The following is a 21,614-nucleotide window of genomic DNA, read 5'->3' on the forward strand; positions in this document are numbered from 1 at the left end:
GTGGAAATTTAAAGTGTTTTTTCACCGCACTTTTCTCTTTCAAAACACCCCAACCTCATCATTTCGCACAAAATTTATCCCTTTGCACAAATTTTAATAATACGATTTTTACCACGCAAAAAATTCTTCTTGGTTTATAAGCAGTTATTTTATGTCAATAATTCAAGTAAAAAATTTAGTACTTGAATTTTCACATCTAACACATTATCTTGTGCAAAATTTTTATAACGCAACTATATGTTGTGTTTTTCATATATTTTAGAGAAATAGGTATCTTCCATGAACAAGGCATTGATGGTCACCAAACGTGACGGAAAACCGGAACCGATTAATCTTGATAAAATTCACCGCGTCATCACTTGGGCGGCGGAAGGGCTGGACAATGTGTCCGTGTCTCAAGTGGAATTGCGTTCCCACATTCAGTTTTACGAAGGAATTCGCACCTCCGATATTCACGAAACCATTATCAAAGCGGCGGCGGATCTGATCAGCAAAGATTCCCCGGATTATCAATACCTTGCCGCCCGTCTTGCAGTGTTCCATTTGCGCAAAAAAGCATACGGACACTTTGATCCGCCGCGTTTATACGATCACGTGAAAAAACTGGTGCGTATGAGCAAATACGATCCGTCTTTATTGGACGATTACACCCGCGAAGAATGGGATGAAATGGACGGTTTTATCGACCATTGGCGCGATATGACCTTCTCTTACGCGGCGGTGAAGCAATTAGAAGGCAAATATTTAGTCCAAAACCGTGTGACCGGTGAGATCTACGAATCCGCCCAATTCCTCTATTTATTGGTAGCGGCCAGCCTGTTCTCCAAATACCCGCAAGAAACCCGTTTGGATTATGTGCGCCGTTTCTACGATGCCACCTCCACCTTCAAAATTTCCCTACCGACCCCAATCATGGCAGGCGTGCGCACCCCAACCCGTCAATTCAGCTCCTGTGTATTGATCGAATGCGGCGACAGCTTAGATTCTATTAACGCCACCGCCTCCGCCATTGTGAAATACGTTTCCCAACGTGCCGGTATCGGTATCAACGCGGGGGCTATTCGTGCTCTTGGCAGCCCGATTCGTGGCGGCGAAGCCTTCCATACCGGTTGTATTCCGTTCTATAAACATTTCCAAACCGCCGTCAAATCCTGCTCACAGGGTGGCGTACGCGGCGGTGCAGCAACGGTGTATTACCCGATTTGGCACTTGGAAGTGGAAAGCCTGTTGGTGTTAAAAAACAACCGTGGCGTGGAAGACAACCGCGTGCGTCACATGGATTACGGCGTACAGCTCAACAAATTAATGTATCAACGCTTAATTAAAGGCGGCGATATTACCCTATTCAGCCCGTCCGACGTGCCGGGGCTTTACGAAGCGTTCTTTGCCGATCAAGATAAATTCGAGCAACTTTATGCGCAATACGAGCAGGATCCAAGCATTCGTAAACGCACCGTGAAAGCCGTGGAATTGTTCTCCTTATTAATGCAGGAACGTGCTTCCACCGGTCGTATTTATATTCACAACGTGGACCACTGTAACACCCATTCGCCGTTTGATCCGAAAGTGGCGCCGGTGCGTCAATCCAATCTTTGTTTGGAAATCGCCCTGCCGACCAAACCGTTAGAACATTTCCACGATGAAAACGGCGAAATCGCCCTTTGTACCCTTTCCGCCTTTAACTTAGGCAAATTGGAAAACTTGGACGAGTTAGACAATCTGGCAGAGCTTGCGGTACGCGCGTTAGATGCCTTATTGGATTACCAGGATTATCCGGTGATTGCGGCAAAACGCAGTTCCCTTGCCCGCCGTTCTTTGGGTATCGGCGTGATTAACTATGCGTATTACTTGGCAAAACACGGCGTGCGTTATTCCGACGGCAGCGCCAACGATTTAACCCACCGCACTTTTGAAGCCATTCAATATTATTTATTGAAAGCCTCCATGAATTTGGCGAAAGAACAAGGCGCGTGCGAATACTTCAACGAAACTACTTATGCCCAAGGCATTTTGCCGATCGATACTTACAAAAAAGACATCGACAGCTTAACCGCCGAACCGTTGCATTATGACTGGGAAAGCCTGCGCCGCGACATCAAAGAATTCGGTCTGCGCAACTCCACCCTCACCGCCTTAATGCCGTCGGAAACCTCTTCCCAGATTTCTAACGCCACCAACGGCATCGAACCACCACGCGGTCATGTGAGTGTGAAAGCCTCCAAAGACGGCATTTTGAAACAAGTGGTACCGGATTATGAAAACCTCGGCGAGAACTACGAATTGCTTTGGGATATTCCAAGCAACGACGGCTACTTACACTTAGTGGGCATCATGCAAAAATTCGTGGACCAAGCTATCTCCGCCAATACCAATTACGATCCGAAACGCTTTGAAGACGGCAAAGTGCCGATGAAAGTGTTGTTAAAAGATCTCTTAACCGCTTACAAATACGGCTTAAAAACCCTCTACTACCAAAACACCCGCGACGGCGCCGAAGACAGCCAGGAAGATTTGGATGATGGTTGTGCCGGTGGGGCGTGTAAAATTTAATAAAGAAAAGTGCGGTCAAATTTTTTTGAGCATTTAAAAATACTTTAAAAATTAATCGCACTTTGTACTTTTTGTTTTAAGAACATTTATTACAGGAGATTATTATGGCAATTCAATATTGGCATATGCAAATGCACCCAGATGAAATGGATTTTTCAGGTGTCGAATATATTCTTGAACATAAAAAAATTATTGGCTTAGGGCATTGGGAAGAAAAATCAAATCAGATTTCTCAATTTATTGATGATATGAAAGTTAATGATATTGTTGCGATTAAACAGGGTGCTCGTCTTATTGCATTAGTCCAAGTTATTGGTGGAAATTATGATGTAAATAACGATTCAGACTTAGATACGGAATGGATTATTCATAGAAGACCAATTAGAGTTTTAGACTGGGCTTTAACAGAACGTACTATTCCACAACCTCGTGGTGCATTAAGTCGTTGCACAGATCCAAACGTTGAAACAACTAAAATTATTCAAGAGTGGCATAAACAAGTCGAAGAATCATTCACGAAAAGAAAATTAGCTCTAACCGTTTAAAAATAGCGTAAGCGTAGTAAGCCCTCCGATAGCGCAAGCATGAAGTAAAAACACTTAAAAAAATGACCGCACTTTACTCATAAGATTAAAGGATAAACAAAAATGGCATACACCACCTTCTCACAAAACAAAAACGACCAGCTCAAAGAACCGATGTTCTTTGGTCAAAACGTCAACGTGGCGCGTTACGATCAACAAAAATATGAGACTTTTGAAAAGCTCATTGAAAAACAACTTTCTTTCTTCTGGCGTCCGGAAGAAGTGGATGTGTCGCAAGACCGTATAGACTACGCGGCGTTACCTGAACATGAAAAACACATTTTTATCAGCAATTTAAAATACCAAACTCTGTTGGATTCCATTCAAGGCAGAAGCCCGAATGTGGCGTTATTGCCGTTGGTGTCCATTCCGGAACTGGAAACCTGGATCGAAACCTGGACGTTCTCCGAAACTATCCATTCCCGTTCTTACACCCACATTATTCGTAACATCGTGAACGATCCGTCCATCGTGTTTGATGACATCGTGACCAACGAAGAAATCATCAAACGCGCACGCGATATTTCCTCTTACTACGACGATTTAATCCGCGACAGCCAGCTTTACAGCCTCTACGGCGAAGGCACTTACACCGTGGACGGCAAAGAATGCGTGGTGAGCCTGCGTAACCTGAAAAAACAACTTTACCTGTGCTTAATGAGCGTCAACGCCTTGGAAGCCATTCGCTTCTATGTGTCTTTCGCCTGCTCCTTCGCCTTTGCGGAACGCCAATTAATGGAAGGAAACGCGAAAATCATTAAATTCATCGCCCGCGACGAAGCCCTGCACTTAACCGGTACGCAACACATTTTGAACATTATGGCGGCAGGTCAGGACGATCCTAAAATGGCGGAAATTGCCGAAGAATGCAAACAGGAAGCCTACGATTTGTTCTTAGCCGCAGCGGAACAGGAAAAAGACTGGGCGGATTACTTGTTCAAAGACGGTTCCATGATCGGTTTGAACAAAGAAATTTTGGTGCAATATGTGGAATACATCACCAATATCCGTATGCAGGCGGTAGGCTTGCCGTTGCCGTTCCAAGCGCGCTCCAACCCGATTCCTTGGATCAACGCCTGGTTGGTTTCCGACAACGTACAGGTGGCGCCGCAAGAAGTGGAAGTGAGTTCTTATCTTGTGGGTCAAATCGATTCCAAAGTAGATACCAAAGATTTTGATGATTTTGATTTGTAGTCATCCTTTATGAGGCGGGTCATGTACCCGCCTTTTTTATATTCCATTTTTGAACAGGTACATCCAAAAAAACGCCGCCAAAAACCACCGCACTTTCTCTCACCACCCTCCAACCGCCTAACATTCGTCACAAACTTGAACCTATTACCAAACCGAAACAACTTTTTTCTCAATATAACAGCCTGATTATGCTTATTTAAATTTCATTTTCGTATTGGTGTTAATTGACACCAGCCTTTCTCTCTACAGGAAATCATGAACCGGCGTATTCCGCGTCGATCTAATTTCTATTACAATAGAACTAATGCTATTTAGCACAGTCTCCTAGCTGCTCTTTTTTTATTTTAACGATCATGAAAATCCATTTATTACTTCGCCGACAAACCATCGAACACGATAACCGAATCCCACTCCTCAACCGCCTGGAACAACACGGCATTCATCACGAATACCAATGTCGCAGCGGCTATTGCGGGTCCTGTCGGGTAAAAATCAAAAAAGGCAAGGTGTCCTACGCAGAAACACCGTTAGCCTTTTTACAAAAAGATGAGATTTTATTGTGTTGTTGTCGGGTGGAAGAAGATTTGGAGATTGAATTGTAAAATTTGGAAATTGAGGTGTAAAAACAGAGGAAAAAACGACCGCACTTTATAAGGTGCAACTTGTTGCACCACTCACACAAACGAAAAAGGTGCGTTGACACGCACCCGAGCTTATAAATTATTCAAATCCAACACATCCGTCATGTCGAACAAGCCGTTGTTTTTACCTTCAAGCCATTTGGCGGCACGTACGGCGCCATTGGCGAAGGTCATGCGGCTGGAGGCTTTGTGGGCGATTTCCACCCGTTCACCGATGTCGGCAAACCAGACGCTGTGCTCGCCCACCACATCGGAGGCGCGAATGGTAGAGAAGCCGATTTCATCACGTTTGCGTTCGCCAATAATGCCGTCGCGGCAAAATACGCCGTGGGTTTTCAGATCCCGACCGAGGGTTTTCGCGATATGTTCCCCCATGGAAAGCGCGGTACCGGACGGCGCATCGACTTTGTGGCGGTGGTGCGCTTCGATGATTTCGATGTCGCAATAATCGCCCATCACCTTAGCGGCTTTTTCCAATAATTTAAAGACCAAATTTACGCCTACGCTGAAATTTGAAGCAAATACGATAGCGGTTTTCTCGGCAGCCGATTTAATCGCCGCTTTGCCGGCGTCGCCAAAGCCCGTGGTGCCGATGACGATTTTTTTATGGTTGGCGACACAAAATGCCAAGTATTCCAATGTGCCTTCAGGGCGGGTGAAATCAATTAATAAATCAAATTGATCTTTTGCTGCATTTAAATCATCGCCCACGCGAATGCCTAAGTGACCGATACCCGCCAATTCGCCGGCATCGGCGCCAACTAATGAGGATCCTTTGCGCTCAAACGCCGCGCCCAACGCCACACCTTCCGCGTTATGTACCGCTTGAATTAATTGGCGCCCCATGCGTCCGCCTGCGCCCACAACGGCAATTTTTAATGTCATGTTATTTCTCCCGAAAATGAATTAGCCTAACACTTTCACCGCACCACTATAAATTAAGTAGGTGCCGAATAAAATAAAAATCACGCCCGACACATTATCAATATAGCGGCTGTATCGGCTGTAAAACCGTTTGGCGAAAGGGCGTGAAAATAAAATAGAAATGACGTAAAAATACAAAAAAGTTTCCACCGTGATAATCAAAAGTGCGGTCAAAATTTGCTGCGTTTCGGTGATGTTGACTAACACAAAAGACATCACGCTGCTGAAATAAATCACCACTTTGGCATTGGATAAATTCACCAATAACCCTTTCAGCAATTCACTTTTAGAACCTACGCTTTTTTGCCCTTCCGCCGAATCATTAAACACCGCATTGGTTTTTACACGCGCCATTTTCACGCCGAGATAAAACAAATAACTGCCCCCCAACGCCATCACCACGCCTTGCAATGCCGGCGAGGTTTTAAAGACGATGGCAAGCCCCAACACGGCAGCGGTTGCCCAGATGAACACACCAAGCGTAATACCGATGACGCCGTAAAGCGCGGTGCGACGTGAACGGATTGCTGCGACACGGCTCACGTAGAAAAAATCCGGTCCGGGGGAAAGTAATCCCATTAAATGGACGAACATTAAATTTAACATCATGTTACCTGAATAAACTGCGCTAAGACGAGAATGACAACGACACTGTAGCCTGCCGCCAGAATATCATCTGCCATAATGCCAAAACCGTTGGTGAGTTTTTCGTCGAAATAGCGAATTGGATAAGGTTTTAAAATATCAAACAGGCGGAAAGTGACGAAAGCGATAGCGCACCATAATAGCGAAATTTGCGGCACGGCTAACAACACAAGGAAAACTGCGACAATTTCATCCCACACAATGCTGCCGTGATCGTGTACACCCATGTCGTGACTGGTGCGCTCGCATAACCAAATACCAATGACGAAGCAAAGTGCGGTCAAAATAAAAAATATTTTTGCGCCGAGTGCCGGCAGCAATAACGCGCCTAAAATCACGCCTGCCAAGCTGCCCCAAGTGCCGGGCGCGGGACGCAATAAACCGGAGCCGAACCCCAGCGCGAAAAAATGAATAGGATTGCGCAAATTCACCCGTTCGAGCGGATGTTGTAATGACGTCATAAATTAAACCTATTTGAAATGATCAAAACCGCGTGGCAATTTAAGCTCTACCGCTTGTCCGTTGCGTTGGAATTGAATGCGTTTTTTGCCCGCGTGACGAATTTGCCCGATGCAGGTATAAGGCACGCCGAGGTGTGCCAGGGCTTTTTCTAATTTGGCAATATTGCTGTCGGACACGGTGAAACAGAGCTCGTAATCCTCGCCGCCCGATAAAGCAAACTGCTCCGCTTGCGCCAAACCGACTTCGGCGACCAACTCGGCGGAAAGGGGCAATTTATCCAATTCAATCACTGCTCCGCATTGGCTGCGTTCTAAAATATGGCCTAAATCGGCAACCAGCCCGTCAGAAATGTCAATTGCCGCATTTGCCAAGCCGGAAACGGACAGCTCTAATCCGAGCAGCACCCTTGGTGTCGGGCGCAAATGGCGTTGGATTAAAAATTCTTGCGCAGAATTCACCGCACTTTTGCCCTGTAAAATAAAAGATAAGCCTGCCGCGCTGTCGCCCAAGGTGCCGGAAACATAAATCCAATCCCCCACTTTCGCCTGATGGCGACATAAGCCCTTATTTTTCACAATGATGCCGTGCGCGGTGATGGTTAAACCTAACGGGCCTTTCGTGGTGTCGCCACCGATTAAATCGACGTTGTAATGATCGAGAATGGCAAAAAAACTTTCGCTGAATTCTGCCAACCAATCATGATCGATTTTCGGTAAGGTTAAAGCGAGAGAAATCCAAGCGGGTTCGGCCCCCATAGAGGCAAGATCACTTAAATTGCTGGCGACCGCTTTATAAGCCAAATCGGCGGGGCGAATGGTCGGTAAGAAATGAATGTTTTCCACCATGGTGTCGGTGGTGATAGCTAAGTGCTGATTGGTGTTCAATTCGGTGATGGCGCAATCATCGCCCACCGAAAGCACTACATCTTTGCGCGGGGAACGCTTGGAAGCAGTAAAATAACGTTGAATGATGTCAAATTCACCTTCTCTCATACTGCCCCCCTGCACTATTTAAGCATGTACAACCAGTGCGATTTTATCTAATACGCCGTTAATATATTTGTGACTTTCGTCTGCGCCGAACACTTTCGCCACTTCAATGGCTTCGTTAATCACCACTTTGTAAGGCACATCCGCTTCAAATTGCAGCTCATACACCGCCAAGCGCAAAATGGCTTTTTCGATAGGATCCAATTCTTCTAACGTACGATCCAAATAGCCTTGCATGGTGGCATCCACTGCTTCCACATTTTCCACCGTTTGGCGGAATAATTTGCGGAAATACGGTTTATCAACGCCTTTCATGTCCTGTTCGGTAATGAAATTCAATTCCACGATTTCCGGAGAATTTTGCGAAATCGCCCAAGAATATAACGCCTGAACGGCACATTCGCGGGCGCGGCGACGGGGAGAGATTTTTTTAGTTTGTTCAGCCATTGTGATTTACGCAGCCTGAATTTGATTTAACAGATTCACCATTTCTAACGCAACCAAGGCGGCTTCCGCTCCTTTGTTACCAGCTTTGGTGCCTGCACGTTCAATGGCTTGTTCGATGTTTTCGGTGGTTAATACACCGAATGCCACAGGAATTTCGGATTCCATCGCCACTTTGCCTAAACCGCTGCTGGCTTCGCCCGCCACATATTCAAAGTGGGCGGTACCGCCACGGATTACCGTCCCCAAGGCAACAATGGCGTCGAATTTTTTACTTTCCGCCAAACGACGTGCCACTAACGGCAGTTCATACGCACCAGGTACGCGCACTAATGTGATGTTTTCATCTTTCACCTGACCGACGCGTTTTAACGCATCCAAGGCGCCTTCAAGCAGGCTTTCGTTGATAAAACTGTTAAAACGGCTGATAACCACAGCGACTTTAGCTTCCGGCGTTGCGATATGGCCTTCTAAAACTTTCATGTTCTTTCCTATTGATGTGTTAATGAAAAATAGCGCGCGAATTCTAGCATAAAATTCCTTTGCTGGCAGTAAGAAAGGAAAAAGTGCGGTTAAAAAAATAGTATTTCTCTAAAATGAATATCCATCATACAGAGATCTTTGGTAGTTTTTATCGAAAAAATTATATTAAGCTTGACAAGGTTATTTTTTTTGAAAAATACGACTTATCATATTGATAAGTAAAATTTAAACAAAAGGAATACACAATGAAAAAATTATTCTGGCTTATACCTGTTGGCTTGTGTTTAAACTTGTCAGCCTGTTCTGAAAAAGATGCAGCCTATTATTTATCTCATATTGACGAAGCCAAAACTAAATGGACGCAATGTGAAAATGATATGGAAACAGCCATGCGTACAAAAGATGAAACGGCTTTAGAGAAAATTATGGCTAAAGGGTCTGAGTGTGATCTCGTCAGAAACGCTATCAAGGAAGACAGACGCTTACAATTTGAAAAAGAAGAAAATGAGCGCAAAGCCCAAAAAGCGGCTGAAATAGCAAAAGCCAAAGAACTTATAGAACAACAGTATGGTTCCCAGTCTTGGCAAGAGTTTGTTAAAACATTTGTCAATTCAAAATGCACCAATATTTTGGGAAAAACGCCCGAATGTGAAGCAATGGAATCTTTGTATCAAGAGAAAACACAACCCATAATTAAGGAGCTTAAAGCAAAAGGTTTAAATAGCCTGCTTAATGAAGAACAAAATTATTGCAAACAGGATAAACGTCGATACTCTGCGTGTGATGTATGGCAAACCGCGGTAAAAGAGCAAGCAACTGAAGAGTTTCAAGCAATGTCTTTAGAACAATTAAATGCCTTAAAAGCGTACGATGAAGACTACAAAAAAGAACAACCTAGACAAGCATGGCGTAGCGTGTTTCAAGAGAAAGAAGATACTTACATTAAGCAACTCACAGAGAATTATGATCACCTAAAAGAGATTTATAACACTTGTGTTGATCAGGTGCAATCCGCTAAAAATTGGAGTGAGAAACATAGAATAAGCAGTGACTATCCTTGCAGACAAGCTTCTAGCGCGAGAATAAGACTACAATTACCTTCAGACGATTTTCAAACTAAAATGGAATAACAGGAGAACATAATGAGACTTATCATTGCATTAATTTTACCATGGCTAACCTTCTTTACCATTGGTCGCCCATTTTCCGGCATTATTTGTTTAATTTTACAGATTACTTTAATTGGGTGGATCCCAGCGACTCTTTGGGCTGTATATGCGTTATCTCAATATAAAACAGATAAAAAAATTGAAAACGCCCTGAACCAACAAGTTAAATAAATCTTAGCCTAAATAAAACGGCGGTTAGATTTGATGAAACTCTCAAAAATCTAACCGCTCTTTTATTCCTTAAAAAATCCCGCTTAATTCAGTTTAAAGCTGAGATAATACTTAACGCCAGGCTTTGAATTGATTAATCAAGCCGTTGGTTGAACTGTCGTGGCTTTCGATTTTATCGTTATTCACCAATTCCGGCAGGATTCGGTTGGCTAGTTGTTTACCTAATTCCACACCCCATTGGTCGAAGCTGTAAATATTGAACAGCACGCCTTGCACGAAAATTTTGTGTTCATACATGGCGATAAGGGCGCCAAGGCTGAACGGGGTAATTTTTTGTAACAAGATGGAGTTGGTCGGTTTGTTGCCGGTGAACACTTTGAACGGCACGATGTCTTCCACTTCCGCCAGGGTTTTACCCGCTTTCAGGAATTCCGCTTCCACTTGTTCTTTGGTTTTACCGAAAGCCAAGGCTTCGGTTTGCGCAAAGAAGTTGGAGAGCAATTTGTTGTGATGATCGGACAACGGATTGTGGGTTTGCGCCGGTGCGATGAAATCACAAGGGATTAATGTGGTGCCTTGGTGAATCAATTGATAGAACGCATGCTGACCGTTGGTGCCCGGTTCACCCCAGATAATCGGACCGGTTTGGTAGTTGTCGATGACTTTGCCGTCACGTCCGACATATTTACCGTTGGATTCCATGTTGCCTTGTTGGAAATAGGCGGCAAAACGGTGTAAATATTGGTCGTAAGGCAAAATGGCTTCCGTTTGCGCGCCAAGGAAATTGGTGTTCCATAAGCCCACTAACGCTAACGTGGTCGGGATATTTTGCTCCAACGGTGCATTGCGGAAATGTTTATCCATTTCGTGCGCACCGCTTAGGAGCGCTTCAAAGTTTTCAAAGCCGATGGAAAGGGCGATAGATAAACCGATGGCTGACCATAAGGAATAACGTCCGCCGACCCAATCCCAGAAGCCGAACATATTGTCGGTATCGATACCGAATTTTTCCACTTCTTTGGCATTGGTAGAAAGCGCCGCAAAGTGTTTGGCAACGTGTTTTTCCTCTTTCGCCGTCGCCAAGAACCAATCACGGGCGGAATTGGCGTTGGTCATGGTTTCCTGGGTGGTGAAGGTTTTGGAGGCAACCAACACAAGGGTGGTTTCCGGATTGACTTTCTGCAGGGTTTCCGCAATGTGCGTGCCGTCCACGTTGGACACAAAGTGCATGGTTAAATGGTTTTTATACGGGCGCAAAGCTTCGGTGACCATGTAAGGACCAAGATCCGAACCGCCGATACCGATATTGATCACGTCGGTAATGGCTTTGCCGGTGTAACCTTTCCATTCACCGGAAATCACGCGTTCGCAGAAGGACTTCATTTTCGAAAGTACCGCATTCACTTCCGGCATCACGTCTTTGCCGTCCACCAAAACAGGCGTATTGGCGCGGTTACGCAGTGCGGTGTGTAAAACGGCACGATTTTCCGTACGGTTGATTTTTTCCCCGTTGAACATGGCTTCTTTCGCTTGCGCCAGACCGCATTCTTCGGTGAGTTGACGCAATAAACCAAGGGTTTCTTGGGTCAGATTATTTTTGGAAAAATCAACTAAGATTTCATTATTGAAAGTTAAAGAATAATGCGCAAAGCGATCTTTTTCTTGCGCAAATAATTGCTGAATCGTGGCGTTTTTGCGTTGTGCATGGTGTTGCGTTAGTGCTTTCCATGCGTTAGTTTGGGTTGGATTAATTTTTTGCATAAGCTCTCCTTAAACTTAATCTATGTATTCGGTTAAAACACGCGGGGTTAATTTGGTGATTAATTCATAGCTGATAATACCGGTAATTGCTGCAATTTCTTCGATAGGCAATGCTTTGCCCCACAGGATCACTTCATCACCGACCTTTTCCTGACTGTCTGCACCCAGATCCACGGTGAGCATATCCATGGAAACCTTTCCGACGATAGGCACACGGCGGCCATTCAGATAAACCGGCGTACCTTCCGGCACATCACGCGGATAGCCGTCGCCGTAGCCGATTGCTACCACGCCGATTTTGGTATCTTTGTCACTCACCCAAACGCCGCCGTAACCCACCGGTTCGCCTTTTTTATGTTCGCGTACGGCGATTAAGGAAGAAGTGAGATTCATCACCGGAATTAAACCGTATTCTTTGCCGGCGATATTATTCGGTGAAATGCCGTACATAATAATGCCCGGGCGAATCCAATCCAAATGCGCGTCATGCCAGAATAAAACGCCGCCGGATGCGGAAATGCTGCGCTCGCCGCCTTTGCCTTCCGTCGCCCATAAAAAACGCGCCAATTGTTTTTCGGTATAACCGCATTCCAATTCATCGGCACGACTAAAATGGCTGACAAAACCGATATTCGGATCAACGCAAGGTAACGATTTTAATTTTTGATAAAAGGCGTCCACTTCGTCTAAATGTACCCCTAAACGGTGCATACCGGTATCAATTTTTAACCAGACTTTGATCGGATTCGGGGTTTTCGCCTGCTCCAGCGCATCCAGCTGTTCTTGGCTGTGTACCACGGTTTGAATGTTGTTCACCGCCAGAACGGGTAAGTCTTTGGAAGAGAAAAAACCTTCCAACAATAAAATCGGCTTGGTAATGCCGTTGGAACGCAATTTTAACGCTTCTTCCAAACGCGCCACACCGAAACAATCCACCAGATTTTCTACGGCGGAAGACACGAACACGACGCCGTGTCCGTAGGCGTTGGCTTTGACCACCGCAATAATTTTGCTTTCCGGGGCTTTTTGTTTAATAGTTTGAATATTGTGCTTCAAGGCAACAGAACTGATTTTGGCTGTTGCGGGTTTCATGTGCATTTTTCAATCTCTTCGCTGATTCTTTAATATTCATCATCGTAATAGTGATGTTCCGCCAAATTATCAAACCGGGAAAATTGCCCTTGGAACACCAGTTTTACGCGCCCGATAGGACCGTTACGCTGTTTACCGATAATAATTTCCGCAATGCCTTTTTCTTCCGACTCACGGTTATACACTTCATCACGATAAATAAACATGATCAAATCCGCATCCTGCTCAATGGAGCCCGATTCCCGCAAATCCGAGTTTACCGGACGTTTGTCCTGGCGGTTTTCCAACATACGGTTTAATTGTGACAGGGCGATTACCGGCACTTCCAATTCTTTTGCCAGGGCTTTTAAAGAACGGGAAATTTCCGCGATTTCCAACGTTCGATTATCGGAAAATGCCGGCGCGCGCATTAATTGAAGATAGTCCACCATGATTAAACTTAACCCGCCGTTTTCCCGATAAACCCTTCTGGCGCGGGAACGCAGCTCAGTTGGCGTTAAACCTGAGGAGTCATCAATAAATAAATTCGGTTTTTTGGCAAGCACGCCCATGGTGCTGGAAATTTTCGCCCAGTCGTTATCGTCCAAGCCCTGACCGGTACGAATTTTGGTTTGATCCACTCGGGAAAGTGACGCAAGGCTACGCATCATAATTTGTTCTGCCGGCATCTCCAAACTGAATACCAGCACCGGTTTTTCACTGCCTAACGCCGCATTTTCACACAGGTTCATGGCAAACGTGGTTTTCCCCATGGAAGGACGCGCCGCCACAATAATCAAATCGGATTTTTGCAAGCCTGCGGTTTTTTTATCCAAATCTTTAAAGCCGGTAGAAACGCCGGTGACGCCGGAATGATCTTTGGTTTGACTGAGTTGTTCGATTTTACTGATGGTGTTTTCCAGAATGGCGATAATATTTTTGGGACCTTCATTGCCCGAGGTACGTTTTTCCGCGATGGCAAACACTTCCCGTTCCGCTTCGTCCAGCAAATGTTTCACATCCTGCCCTTTCGGCGAATAGCTGTTCTGCGCGATTTTATTCCCCACGGAAATCAATTCGCGCATGATGGCTTTTTCCCGCACGACGTTTGCATACGCCACCACGTTGGCGGCACTCGGCGTGTTATTGGAAAGTTCCGCCAAATAAGCAAACCCGCCCACCTGTTCAATCACTTCACGGCTTTTGAGGGCTTGTTCCAAAGTGATTAAATCCACCGGTGCCTGCCGGGCAATAAGCTTTTCCATCTCCTCAAAAATCAAGCGATGTTCAAAGCGATAAAAATCCTCTTTCACCACATTTTCCGCTACATCATCCCAATAAAAATTGTTCAATAAAATACTGCCTAACACCGCTTGTTCGGCTTCAATGGAATGAGGGGGAATATTTAAATTGGTGGTATTTTTTTCTTTTGCAGGAGGTGAATTCTTAGACGCCATCGTTGCCTCGGTTAATGGAAAAAAGTCGCTATATGATATACCAAATCCGAGGCCGGTTTAACTTAAAAATACAAAAAAGTGCGGTGGAAATTCTTCGTAAAAATCCACCGCACTTTTCTTTTCTTTAGAAGGGAGCAATTAAGATATGAATTAGCCGTTTAATTTACGTCTTGCCACCACGGCATCGGATAATTCCTGCAAGACTTTTTCACTATCGTCCCAGCCGATACAACTGTCGGTGATACTTTGCCCGTACATCAATTCTTTGCCTTCCACCAAATCCTGACGACCTTCCACCAAATGGCTTTCAATCATGACGCCGAAAATTTGTTTTGAGCCATTGGCAATTTGGCGTGCTACTTCATGACTAACGTCTAATTGCTTTTTGAACTGTTTGCTGCTGTTAGCATGGCTGAAATCTACCATAACATGCGGTATGTAGCCGGCTTTGGCAAGTTCCGCACATACCTCGGAAACGTCTTTTTCGCTGTAATTCGGACCATTGTCACCACCGCGTAAAATAATGTGGCAGTCTTCGTTACCTTTGGTGGAAACAATGGCGGAATGGCCGAATTTGGTTACGGATAAGAAATGGTGCGGTGCTTCTGCAGCGCCGATAGCATCTAAAGCAATTTTCACGCAACCGTTAGTGGCATTTTTAAAACCTACCGCACAGGATAAACCGGAGGCCAGCTCACGGTGTACCTGGGATTCGGTGGTTCTTGCACCAATGGCACCCCAGCTCATAAAATCCGCTAAATACTGCGGTGTGATCATATCCAAAAACTCACCGGCGGAAGGCACGCTCAAATTGTTAATGTCGGATAATAACTTACGCGCCATGCGCAAACCATCATTCAGGGCATAGGTATTATTTAAGTGCGGGTCATTAATTAAGCCTTTCCATCCTACCGTGGTACGCGGTTTTTCAAAATATACGCGCATGATGATTTGTAAGGTATATTTAAATTTTTCACGCATCAATTTGATGCGTTGCGCGTACTCCAATGCCGCTTTCGGATCGTGAATGGAGCAAGGCCCGATCACCACCAACAGGCGATCATCTTTGCCATGAATAATATCGTGTGCTTCTTTGCGGGCTTGTTCTACGGTTTTTACCGCAATGTCGCTGGCGGGGAATTTTTCTAATAACGCGATGGGCGGTAATACCTGTTCAATCTTACCGATTCGGGTATCATCGTTTTTAATATTAATATCTTTTTTCTTCATTTTTCACTCTTGATTACACAACAACAAAACTAAATTTAAAAAAGCGACTCTACTCTACCACCATCTCTTGTACTAGCAAACGAGTTTATTGAATTTCTTGTTAATGACCGCTTAACACCTGTGCCGGTTGTAATTTTGCCGCGCGGTTTGCCGGATAAAGACTGGCGAATAAACTTAAAATTAACGCGGACAACAACACCAAAAGCACATCCTGCCAATGTAATTCCGTCGGTAGGAAATCCACGAAATAAATGCCATCGGACAATAACTTTTTGCCTATCGCCTTTTCCAGCAACTGAATCAACTGGGTCAGATTCAAGGCTAAAATCACGCCAAGCACAATGCCAATCAGGCAGCCTTTCATGCCCGCCTGCAAGCCGTACCAAATAAAAATCCGTTTAATGAAACGATTATTTGCGCCGAGGGTGCGCATAATGGCAATATCGCCGGCTTTGTCTTTCACCGCCATAATTAAGGTAGAAACAATATTAAAACAGGCGACCCCGATAACCAACACCATGGCGATATACATGACCATGCGGATCAGCTGAATATCGCGGTACATATAGCCGAATTTGCTGATCCAGTTTTGCAGATACAACATCTGCGGATAATCCTGCAACATGGAATAGTCCATGGCTTGCACACTAAATGGATCGGCGGTTTTCAGTTCCACGCCGGTCACTTGATCTGCCCGGTAACTCATCAATTGCTGCGCCTGTGCCAACGGCATCAAGGCATAACTGTGATCCAGCTGACCATCCAAACGCAGAATACCGGTCACTTGAATACGTTCACGTAACGGTTGGGTGAGATTTTCCGAACCTTTTTGCCAGGAAATCAACAAAGACACCCAATCCCCTTCCTGCACGTCCAAATCTCGCGCAATACCGGAGCCGAGAACCAATCCACCGTTTTGCGCAAAATTCTGCCACCCGGCATTTAACACGAAATGCCCGAGAGAACTCACTTGATCCTGCAATGTCGTTTCCACGCCTTTAATTTGCACGACTTTTAATTTTGCGCCGTTTTCCACCAACGCGGTAAAACTCACGAAAGGCGAAATACCGCAAATTTGCGAATTTTGTTTGAGCCTCACCGCCAGATTCTGCCAATGATCGATAGGCGCATCCCCCTGCCCCGGGGCGGAAATAATTTCCACATGCGGCACCACCGCCAAAATGCGCTGATTCAGCTCGCGCTCAAAACCGTTCATGGCACTTAAGCCGATAATGAGTACCGCCACGCCTAAGGCAATGCCCATACTGGAAAAAAAGGCAATCAGCGACACCAAGCGGTTTTTATGCTTACTGCGCTGATAACGCCAGCTAATAAAAAATGGCGTATTCATCAGGCATTTTCCTCACGTAGCACGCCGTCTTGCATAATCAGGCGCCGATTGAGTTTTTCCGCCAAGCTTAAATCATGCGTCACCAACAAAAAGGCGATATGCTTTTCCCGGTTTAGCTGTTGAATCAGCTCAAAAATGCTCTCTGTGGTTTTATGATCCAAATTTCCTGTGGGTTCATCCGCCAGCACCAGCGCGGGGTTATTCACCAGCGCGCGGGCAATCGCCACACGTTGACGCTCACCGCCGGACAAGGCGGACGGACGATGTGAAATTCTGTGCTGTAAACCGACCGCACTTAACATCTGCTCGGCGCGTGCCTGCGATTCGCTTTTATTTTGTCGCCCGATTAACATCGGCATCATGACATTTTCAAGTGCGGTGAAATCCGCCATCAAATGATGAAACTGATACACGAAACCCAAATACTGATTACGCAGTTTCGCCAAAGCGTTAGGTGTCATTTGTTGCAGCGACTGCCCTTTAATGAAAACCTCTCCGCCACTCGGTTGATCCAAACCGCCCAAAGCGTGTAACAAGGTGCTTTTGCCCGAACCTGAACTGCCCACAATGGCAACCAGTTCGCCCGGTTGCATGGCGAAAGAAACCTGTTTCAACACTTCCGTTTGTTGCGTGCCTTCTTGGTAAAATTTACTGATATTTTGGCAGGATAATAATGCTTTAGTCATGTTTTCATCTCTTGTTTATTCGTAGCGCAAGGCTTCCGCCGGCTCAACTTTCGCCGCCCGATATGCCGGATAAATGGTGGATAATAAAGACAATAATAGGGAAAAGGCGATAATCGTCAGAATTTGCCAAGGCTCAAGTGCGGTAGGTAAATACATCGTTTGTGCGCCGAATAAATTCACAATGCCGTCTAAATTTAACGTCACCAGCACACCTAAAATCGAGCCCGGCAAGGTTCCCATCAAGCCCACCAATAAACCTTGATAAATAAAGATGGAACGCACTTGTCCTTTGGTCAGCCCTTGGGTTTGCAAAATGGCGATTTCGCCCTGTTTGTCCACCACCATCAGACTTAAAGACGTAATGATATTGGAAATCGCCACGACGATAATCAGGCTCACCAACAAGCCCATCATATTTTTTTCCATACGCACCGCTTGGAAAAATTCGCCTTTTTGGGTGCGCCAATCGCTGATTTGATAGTCCGCCGGAAACGCAGTCGGCAAAGCGGTAATCTGGAAAGGATCCGCTAAGAATAAGCGAAAGCCCTGCGCCTCGCCCGGCTGAATACGCATTAAGCGCCCGATGTCCGTTAAATTGGCAAAGGCTTCATAGCCGGACACTTCACCACTATCAAAATAGATTTCGCTCACAGTAAATAAGCGCTGTAAGGACACGCGTCCGAAAGGCGTATATTGGCTATTCTCGGTGATCATTAAGCGCACTTTATCGCCCACATGCAGATTTAGTTTCTGCGCCAGTTGATCACCGATAATGATTTTAAACTCGCCCGCCGGCAACATTTTATCGAATTCCTGCTCGGGAAAATCAAATAAAATCGGATCATCGGAAAACTGCCGAATCCCAATCACCTGCCCCGCGCTAACACCGCCCGCCGTCTGGAAAATCACGTTAGTCATGTTAATCGGCACGGCTTTTTGTACGAAATTCGGTATCGGCAGCTGTGCTTCGTCAATTTTGGCATTGCCGTTCAGACTGACAATGGCGTGCGGAATAGTGGACAGCACCTGTTGCTTTTGGTAGCCCTCCAAGCCGTTCATCACGGACAGCACGATGATCAACGCCATCACGCCGAGCACAATCCCGAAGCCGGCTAAGTTCGTCACCAAACGCCCGAAACGATCGGCACTTTTCGCCCGCCAATAGCGTAACGCGATAAAAAGAGGTGTAGATAAAGTCATAACTGATTAAAAATAGTCAAAAATACGGAAAAAATTGTGCGCTAGTTTAGCATAGAAGGAAAGAAAAAGCAGAACAGCAAGAAGTCTCTCATGCCACACATGAAAAATACGCCAAACCAGTGCGGAAATACGACGCAGCTGTAGTCGTATAATAGCATTCGAAGAAATGTGACAAGTAGACACCAAATAATGTAAAACTCTGCTCAAGTGGTGCCAAACGAGCTTAAATAAAATCAAAAAATCAAGCCGAGCGGTATTATGAGTATGTCCCTAACTAAACGTGTGGGCAATAACACTGTGGTATTAAAAGATAAAAACTGTCAAAAAATCGCAGACAGAATGTATCACCTCTGTCAACAAACATTTCATTGGGCGTCACTAATGGCTACCCATATGTGAAAGGGTATTTAAAATTATCACGCCGGCGAGAATAAGTCCTAACCCGATAATGCCCCAAAGATCTACTTTCTGTCCAAAAATAGAAACGCTAATCAAAGCAGTTAGTACCAAACCTACGCCAGCCCAAATGGCATATGCAGTGCCGAGCGAAATGCTTTTTAGCGCAATAGACAGAAAATAAAAGGCACAGCCAAAACCGATTATGACACCAACCGATGGCAATAATTTGCTAAAACCGTTACTTATTTTTAACATTGATGAACCGAAAACTTCGCCCACTATAGCTAATGCCAGGAATAGCCAGTGCATAGATAATCCTCTTTATCGTAAATGTAAGAATATTTTACTTAAAAATAGCTTTAAATTGCAGTTGTAATCGGTTTTTTATGTTGCCTTCAAGTTTCACAGTAAGATATAAAAATATGGCGCCCGTTTCAGGCGCCGTATATAGCACAGGACACGGAAATTACTTACCGTTCGCCACAAAATCTTCAATATTTTGCGCTACTTTATTCACCAGCGTGGTGACGGCGGAATCGCTCGCCCAGGCAACATGCGGGGTCAGCAAAAGATTCGGTAAGCGTTTTGCCGCCTGAATAAGCGGATTGTCTTTTTCCGGCGGTTCTTTCACCAACACGTCCAACGCCGCCCCGGCGATTTTGCCGCTTTCCAGGGCAGCCAATAAGGCGCTTTCGTCCACCAACGGACCACGCCCGGTATTAATTAAATACGCCGTCGGTTTCATTAATGCCAAGGTGTCGGCATTGATAAGATTTTTGGTGGTGTCGGTGAGTGGGCAATGCAGCGTCACAATATCCGCCTGTTTCAGTACGGTTTCAAAATCGGTATAACCGTCACGAATTCGGTCGGCGCCTTTGTGTTCCGCATACAATACCTTCATGCCCAACAACTGCGCCAAACGTCCGATTTCTGTGCCGATGTTACCTTTGCCGAATACGCCTAAGGTTGCGCCGCGCACATCGGTAATCGGGTAATCGGTGTAGCAAAATTGTCCGCAGGTCGCCCAGCGATCGGAAGTGACTTGATCGCGATAATAGCTCATCAAGCTATGTTTCAGCGCAAAAATCATGCCCAAAACGTGTTCCGGCACGGTGACGCCGGAATAACCGGTGACGTTCTTCACGGCGATCCCGAGCGCTTTCGCCGCCGCTAAATCAATGTTATTGGTGCCGGTGGCGGTAATGGCGATGAGTTTTAATTTCGGCAAGCGGCTGAGGAGATCGCGATCGAACACCACTTTGCTAGTCACCACAATGTCGGCATCTTTGGCGCGTTCAAAGGTTTCTTGTGGTAACGTGCGGTCATATTCCGTCCAGGTATGCGGGAAGCTCGGGCGCGGGATGTCGTGGCTGGCGGGAATGCCGGTGCGATCTAAAAAAACAATATTCATCAAAAACTCCTTTTGTGCGTAATACATTCTGAATGCGGTTCATAACTTTAAAGAGGCCTTTAAGGAAAAACAAGAGGATGGCGGGATTTTTGTGATTTGTGTGATCCCGATCTAAAAAACGCTGAGAAAAACCACCGCACTTTTTGCTCAAGAATTTATGATGCCTGTAACCAGTTTCGTAAAATCCGCTCGCCGTGTTCGGAAATGTAGGATTCGGGGTGAAACTGCACGCCGTAAATAGGCAGGGTTTTGTGCTGCATTGCCATGATGATGTTATCGCTACAACGGGCGGTAATCTGTAATTGTGCGGGGAAATGCGCCTCGCTCACCGCCCAGGAATGATATAAACCGATTTGAAAGGTTAGTGGCAAATTTTTGAATAACGGGGAATCCGACACAAAGTGCAACGACGTTGCCTGCCCGTGGCGGGGCGACGGCAGGTTATATAACGTCGCGCCGAAAAATTCGCATAACATTTGATGCCCCAAACACACGCCGAAAATGGATTTGCGTTGATGATAGCGTTCCAACAAGGCAAATAATTGCGGATACGCACGCGGCACATCGGGACCGGGCGAAATGAGCAAATGAGAGAAATTGTCCACCGCGTCCAAATCCAAGTCTTCCACATTCACCACCTGAAACGGCACATCCAAACGGCGGATTAAATCCACTAAATTGAAAGTAAAAGAATCGTGGTTGTTAATGATTAATAAAGACATAAATTCTCTCTCGTCAGACAGGCGCGTCACATAGGCGCGAAAGTATATAATTTTACGCCGATTTAGGCTA

Annotated in this window: 22 protein-coding genes; 6 read left to right on the top strand and 16 right to left on the bottom strand. The window is 45.5% G+C overall.

The genetic code is table 11. The features are described from left to right. The first annotated feature begins 279 nt into the window (after nucleotides 1–279). From nrdA to yfaE, 4 genes are all read left to right on the top strand, one after another. Nucleotides 280–2,550, top strand: coding sequence for a class 1a ribonucleoside-diphosphate reductase subunit alpha (gene nrdA, locus DK423_RS07840; RefSeq protein WP_032996516.1), 2,271 nt, complete (start codon nucleotides 280–282; stop codon nucleotides 2,548–2,550). 104 nt (nucleotides 2,551–2,654) lie between these two features. Beyond that, nucleotides 2,655–3,095, top strand: coding sequence for a hypothetical protein (locus DK423_RS07845; RefSeq protein ID WP_005555990.1), 441 nt, complete (start codon nucleotides 2,655–2,657; stop codon nucleotides 3,093–3,095). 102 nt (nucleotides 3,096–3,197) lie between these two features. Then, on the top strand, nucleotides 3,198–4,328 hold the full coding sequence (gene nrdB / locus DK423_RS07850; protein WP_005555988.1) for a class Ia ribonucleoside-diphosphate reductase subunit beta: 1,131 nt from the start codon (nucleotides 3,198–3,200) through the stop codon (nucleotides 4,326–4,328). A 353-nt stretch (nucleotides 4,329–4,681) separates the two neighbouring features. Continuing rightward, nucleotides 4,682–4,930 (top strand): class I ribonucleotide reductase maintenance protein YfaE, encoded by a 249-nt coding sequence (gene yfaE, locus DK423_RS07860; RefSeq protein WP_005555986.1) that lies wholly within the window; start codon nucleotides 4,682–4,684, stop codon nucleotides 4,928–4,930. Nucleotides 4,931–5,041: 111 nt separating this feature from the next. Here the strand turns inward: yfaE and dapB are convergent, their stop codons facing one another. From dapB to ribH, 6 genes are read right to left on the bottom strand one after another with little or no spacing between them, the layout of a single operon-like run. After that, nucleotides 5,042–5,854, bottom strand: coding sequence for a 4-hydroxy-tetrahydrodipicolinate reductase (gene dapB / locus DK423_RS07865; RefSeq protein WP_005555984.1), 813 nt, complete (start codon nucleotides 5,852–5,854; stop codon nucleotides 5,042–5,044). A gap of 21 nt (nucleotides 5,855–5,875) precedes the next feature. After that, nucleotides 5,876–6,499, bottom strand: a complete 624-nt coding sequence (locus tag DK423_RS07870; protein ID WP_005555982.1) for a LysE family transporter — start codon at nucleotides 6,497–6,499, stop codon at nucleotides 5,876–5,878. Then, the gene (locus DK423_RS07875; protein ID WP_005555980.1) at nucleotides 6,499–6,999 is read right to left on the bottom strand and encodes a phosphatidylglycerophosphatase A family protein; all 501 of its coding nucleotides are present in this window, start codon (nucleotides 6,997–6,999) and stop codon (nucleotides 6,499–6,501) included. Before DK423_RS07875 ends, DK423_RS07870 begins: the two co-directional genes overlap by 1 nt. A 9-nt stretch (nucleotides 7,000–7,008) precedes the next feature. Further along, nucleotides 7,009–7,992, bottom strand: coding sequence for a thiamine-phosphate kinase (thiL, locus tag DK423_RS07880; RefSeq protein ID WP_005555978.1), 984 nt, complete (start codon nucleotides 7,990–7,992; stop codon nucleotides 7,009–7,011). Nucleotides 7,993–8,010: 18 nt separating this feature from the next. Next, nucleotides 8,011–8,436 (bottom strand): transcription antitermination factor NusB, encoded by a 426-nt coding sequence (gene nusB / locus DK423_RS07885; RefSeq protein ID WP_005555976.1) that lies wholly within the window; start codon nucleotides 8,434–8,436, stop codon nucleotides 8,011–8,013. A gap of 6 nt (nucleotides 8,437–8,442) precedes the next feature. Then, on the bottom strand, nucleotides 8,443–8,916 hold the full coding sequence (gene ribH, locus DK423_RS07890; protein WP_005537755.1) for a 6,7-dimethyl-8-ribityllumazine synthase: 474 nt from the start codon (nucleotides 8,914–8,916) through the stop codon (nucleotides 8,443–8,445). Nucleotides 8,917–9,161: 245 nt separating this feature from the next. Here ribH and DK423_RS07895 point away from each other — a divergent pair, with 245 nt between their 5' ends. Next, the gene (locus tag DK423_RS07895; protein WP_005555974.1) at nucleotides 9,162–10,046 is read left to right on the top strand and encodes a hypothetical protein; all 885 of its coding nucleotides are present in this window, start codon (nucleotides 9,162–9,164) and stop codon (nucleotides 10,044–10,046) included. A gap of 12 nt (nucleotides 10,047–10,058) precedes the next feature. Then, nucleotides 10,059–10,256 (top strand): YqaE/Pmp3 family membrane protein, encoded by a 198-nt coding sequence (locus DK423_RS07900; RefSeq protein ID WP_005555972.1) that lies wholly within the window; start codon nucleotides 10,059–10,061, stop codon nucleotides 10,254–10,256. 111 nt (nucleotides 10,257–10,367) lie between these two features. On the opposite strand, the gene pgi is transcribed toward DK423_RS07900, so the two are convergent. From pgi to DK423_RS07955, 10 genes are all read right to left on the bottom strand, one after another. After that, nucleotides 10,368–12,017: a glucose-6-phosphate isomerase gene (gene pgi / locus DK423_RS07905; protein WP_005555970.1), complete on the bottom strand. Its 1,650-nt coding sequence runs from the start codon at nucleotides 12,015–12,017 to the stop codon at nucleotides 10,368–10,370. Between the two features lie 15 nt (nucleotides 12,018–12,032). Further along, complete coding sequence (gene alr, locus DK423_RS07910) at nucleotides 12,033–13,109, bottom strand: alanine racemase (protein WP_176607394.1); 1,077 nt, start codon at nucleotides 13,107–13,109, stop codon at nucleotides 12,033–12,035. Between the two features lie 29 nt (nucleotides 13,110–13,138). Next, entirely contained in the window at nucleotides 13,139–14,545 is a 1,407-nt protein-coding gene (locus tag DK423_RS07915) for a replicative DNA helicase (RefSeq protein ID WP_005555967.1), read from the bottom strand. Nucleotides 14,546–14,695: 150 nt separating this feature from the next. Further along, complete coding sequence (gene aroG, locus DK423_RS07920) at nucleotides 14,696–15,775, bottom strand: 3-deoxy-7-phosphoheptulonate synthase AroG (protein WP_005555965.1); 1,080 nt, start codon at nucleotides 15,773–15,775, stop codon at nucleotides 14,696–14,698. Between the two features lie 100 nt (nucleotides 15,776–15,875). Further along, nucleotides 15,876–17,126 carry a lipoprotein-releasing ABC transporter permease subunit LolE gene (gene lolE, locus DK423_RS07925; RefSeq protein ID WP_005555964.1) on the bottom strand — a complete coding sequence of 417 codons (1,251 nt, stop codon included), beginning with the start codon at nucleotides 17,124–17,126 and terminating at the stop codon, nucleotides 15,876–15,878. Next, the gene (gene lolD / locus DK423_RS07930) at nucleotides 17,126–17,812 is read right to left on the bottom strand and encodes a lipoprotein-releasing ABC transporter ATP-binding protein LolD (protein ID WP_005555963.1); all 687 of its coding nucleotides are present in this window, start codon (nucleotides 17,810–17,812) and stop codon (nucleotides 17,126–17,128) included. Before lolD ends, lolE begins: the two co-directional genes overlap by 1 nt. 15 nt (nucleotides 17,813–17,827) lie before the next feature. Then, nucleotides 17,828–19,012 (bottom strand): lipoprotein-releasing ABC transporter permease subunit, encoded by a 1,185-nt coding sequence (locus tag DK423_RS07935; protein WP_005555962.1) that lies wholly within the window; start codon nucleotides 19,010–19,012, stop codon nucleotides 17,828–17,830. Between the two features lie 378 nt (nucleotides 19,013–19,390). Further along, nucleotides 19,391–19,720, bottom strand: a complete 330-nt coding sequence (locus DK423_RS07945; RefSeq protein ID WP_005555960.1) for a DMT family transporter — start codon at nucleotides 19,718–19,720, stop codon at nucleotides 19,391–19,393. A gap of 157 nt (nucleotides 19,721–19,877) precedes the next feature. Beyond that, entirely contained in the window at nucleotides 19,878–20,822 is a 945-nt protein-coding gene (locus DK423_RS07950; RefSeq protein WP_005555959.1) for a 2-hydroxyacid dehydrogenase, read from the bottom strand. A gap of 155 nt (nucleotides 20,823–20,977) precedes the next feature. Continuing rightward, a complete protein-coding gene (locus DK423_RS07955; protein WP_005555958.1) occupies nucleotides 20,978–21,544 on the bottom strand; it encodes an anthranilate synthase component II in 567 nt (188 codons plus the stop codon). Nucleotides 21,545–21,614: the final 70 nt, after the last annotated feature.

This window comes from Aggregatibacter actinomycetemcomitans (assembly GCF_003130205.1).
GTDB lineage: Bacteria > Pseudomonadota > Gammaproteobacteria > Enterobacterales > Pasteurellaceae > Aggregatibacter > Aggregatibacter actinomycetemcomitans_A.

Excerpts from the sequence above, each read along its gene's own strand:
- dapB (WP_005555984.1), bottom strand. The coding sequence starts at position 5,854 with ATGACATTAAAAATTGCCGTTGTGGGCGCAGGCGGACGCATGGGGCGC.
- DK423_RS07900 (WP_005555972.1), top strand. The coding sequence starts at position 10,059 with ATGAGACTTATCATTGCATTAATTTTACCATGGCTAACCTTCTTTACC.
- ribH (WP_005537755.1), bottom strand. The coding sequence starts at position 8,916 with ATGAAAGTTTTAGAAGGCCATATCGCAACGCCGGAAGCTAAAGTCGCT.
- aroG (WP_005555965.1), bottom strand. The coding sequence starts at position 15,775 with ATGAAGAAAAAAGATATTAATATTAAAAACGATGATACCCGAATCGGT.
- DK423_RS07955 (WP_005555958.1), bottom strand. The coding sequence starts at position 21,544 with ATGTCTTTATTAATCATTAACAACCACGATTCTTTTACTTTCAATTTA.
- nrdB (WP_005555988.1), top strand. The coding sequence starts at position 3,198 with ATGGCATACACCACCTTCTCACAAAACAAAAACGACCAGCTCAAAGAA.
- lolD (WP_005555963.1), bottom strand. The coding sequence starts at position 17,812 with ATGACTAAAGCATTATTATCCTGCCAAAATATCAGTAAATTTTACCAA.
- DK423_RS07895 (WP_005555974.1), top strand. The coding sequence starts at position 9,162 with ATGAAAAAATTATTCTGGCTTATACCTGTTGGCTTGTGTTTAAACTTG.
- DK423_RS07845 (WP_005555990.1), top strand. The coding sequence starts at position 2,655 with ATGGCAATTCAATATTGGCATATGCAAATGCACCCAGATGAAATGGAT.
- DK423_RS07870 (WP_005555982.1), bottom strand. The coding sequence starts at position 6,499 with ATGTTAAATTTAATGTTCGTCCATTTAATGGGATTACTTTCCCCCGGA.
- yfaE (WP_005555986.1), top strand. The coding sequence starts at position 4,682 with ATGAAAATCCATTTATTACTTCGCCGACAAACCATCGAACACGATAAC.
- DK423_RS07950 (WP_005555959.1), bottom strand. The coding sequence starts at position 20,822 with ATGAATATTGTTTTTTTAGATCGCACCGGCATTCCCGCCAGCCACGAC.
- thiL (WP_005555978.1), bottom strand. The coding sequence starts at position 7,992 with ATGAGAGAAGGTGAATTTGACATCATTCAACGTTATTTTACTGCTTCC.
- DK423_RS07935 (WP_005555962.1), bottom strand. The coding sequence starts at position 19,012 with ATGACTTTATCTACACCTCTTTTTATCGCGTTACGCTATTGGCGGGCG.
- DK423_RS07915 (WP_005555967.1), bottom strand. The coding sequence starts at position 14,545 with ATGGCGTCTAAGAATTCACCTCCTGCAAAAGAAAAAAATACCACCAAT.
- DK423_RS07945 (WP_005555960.1), bottom strand. The coding sequence starts at position 19,720 with ATGCACTGGCTATTCCTGGCATTAGCTATAGTGGGCGAAGTTTTCGGT.
- lolE (WP_005555964.1), bottom strand. The coding sequence starts at position 17,126 with ATGAATACGCCATTTTTTATTAGCTGGCGTTATCAGCGCAGTAAGCAT.
- pgi (WP_005555970.1), bottom strand. The coding sequence starts at position 12,017 with ATGCAAAAAATTAATCCAACCCAAACTAACGCATGGAAAGCACTAACG.
- alr (WP_176607394.1), bottom strand. The coding sequence starts at position 13,109 with ATGAAACCCGCAACAGCCAAAATCAGTTCTGTTGCCTTGAAGCACAAT.
- DK423_RS07875 (WP_005555980.1), bottom strand. The coding sequence starts at position 6,999 with ATGACGTCATTACAACATCCGCTCGAACGGGTGAATTTGCGCAATCCT.
- nusB (WP_005555976.1), bottom strand. The coding sequence starts at position 8,436 with ATGGCTGAACAAACTAAAAAAATCTCTCCCCGTCGCCGCGCCCGCGAA.
- nrdA (WP_032996516.1), top strand. The coding sequence starts at position 280 with ATGAACAAGGCATTGATGGTCACCAAACGTGACGGAAAACCGGAACCG.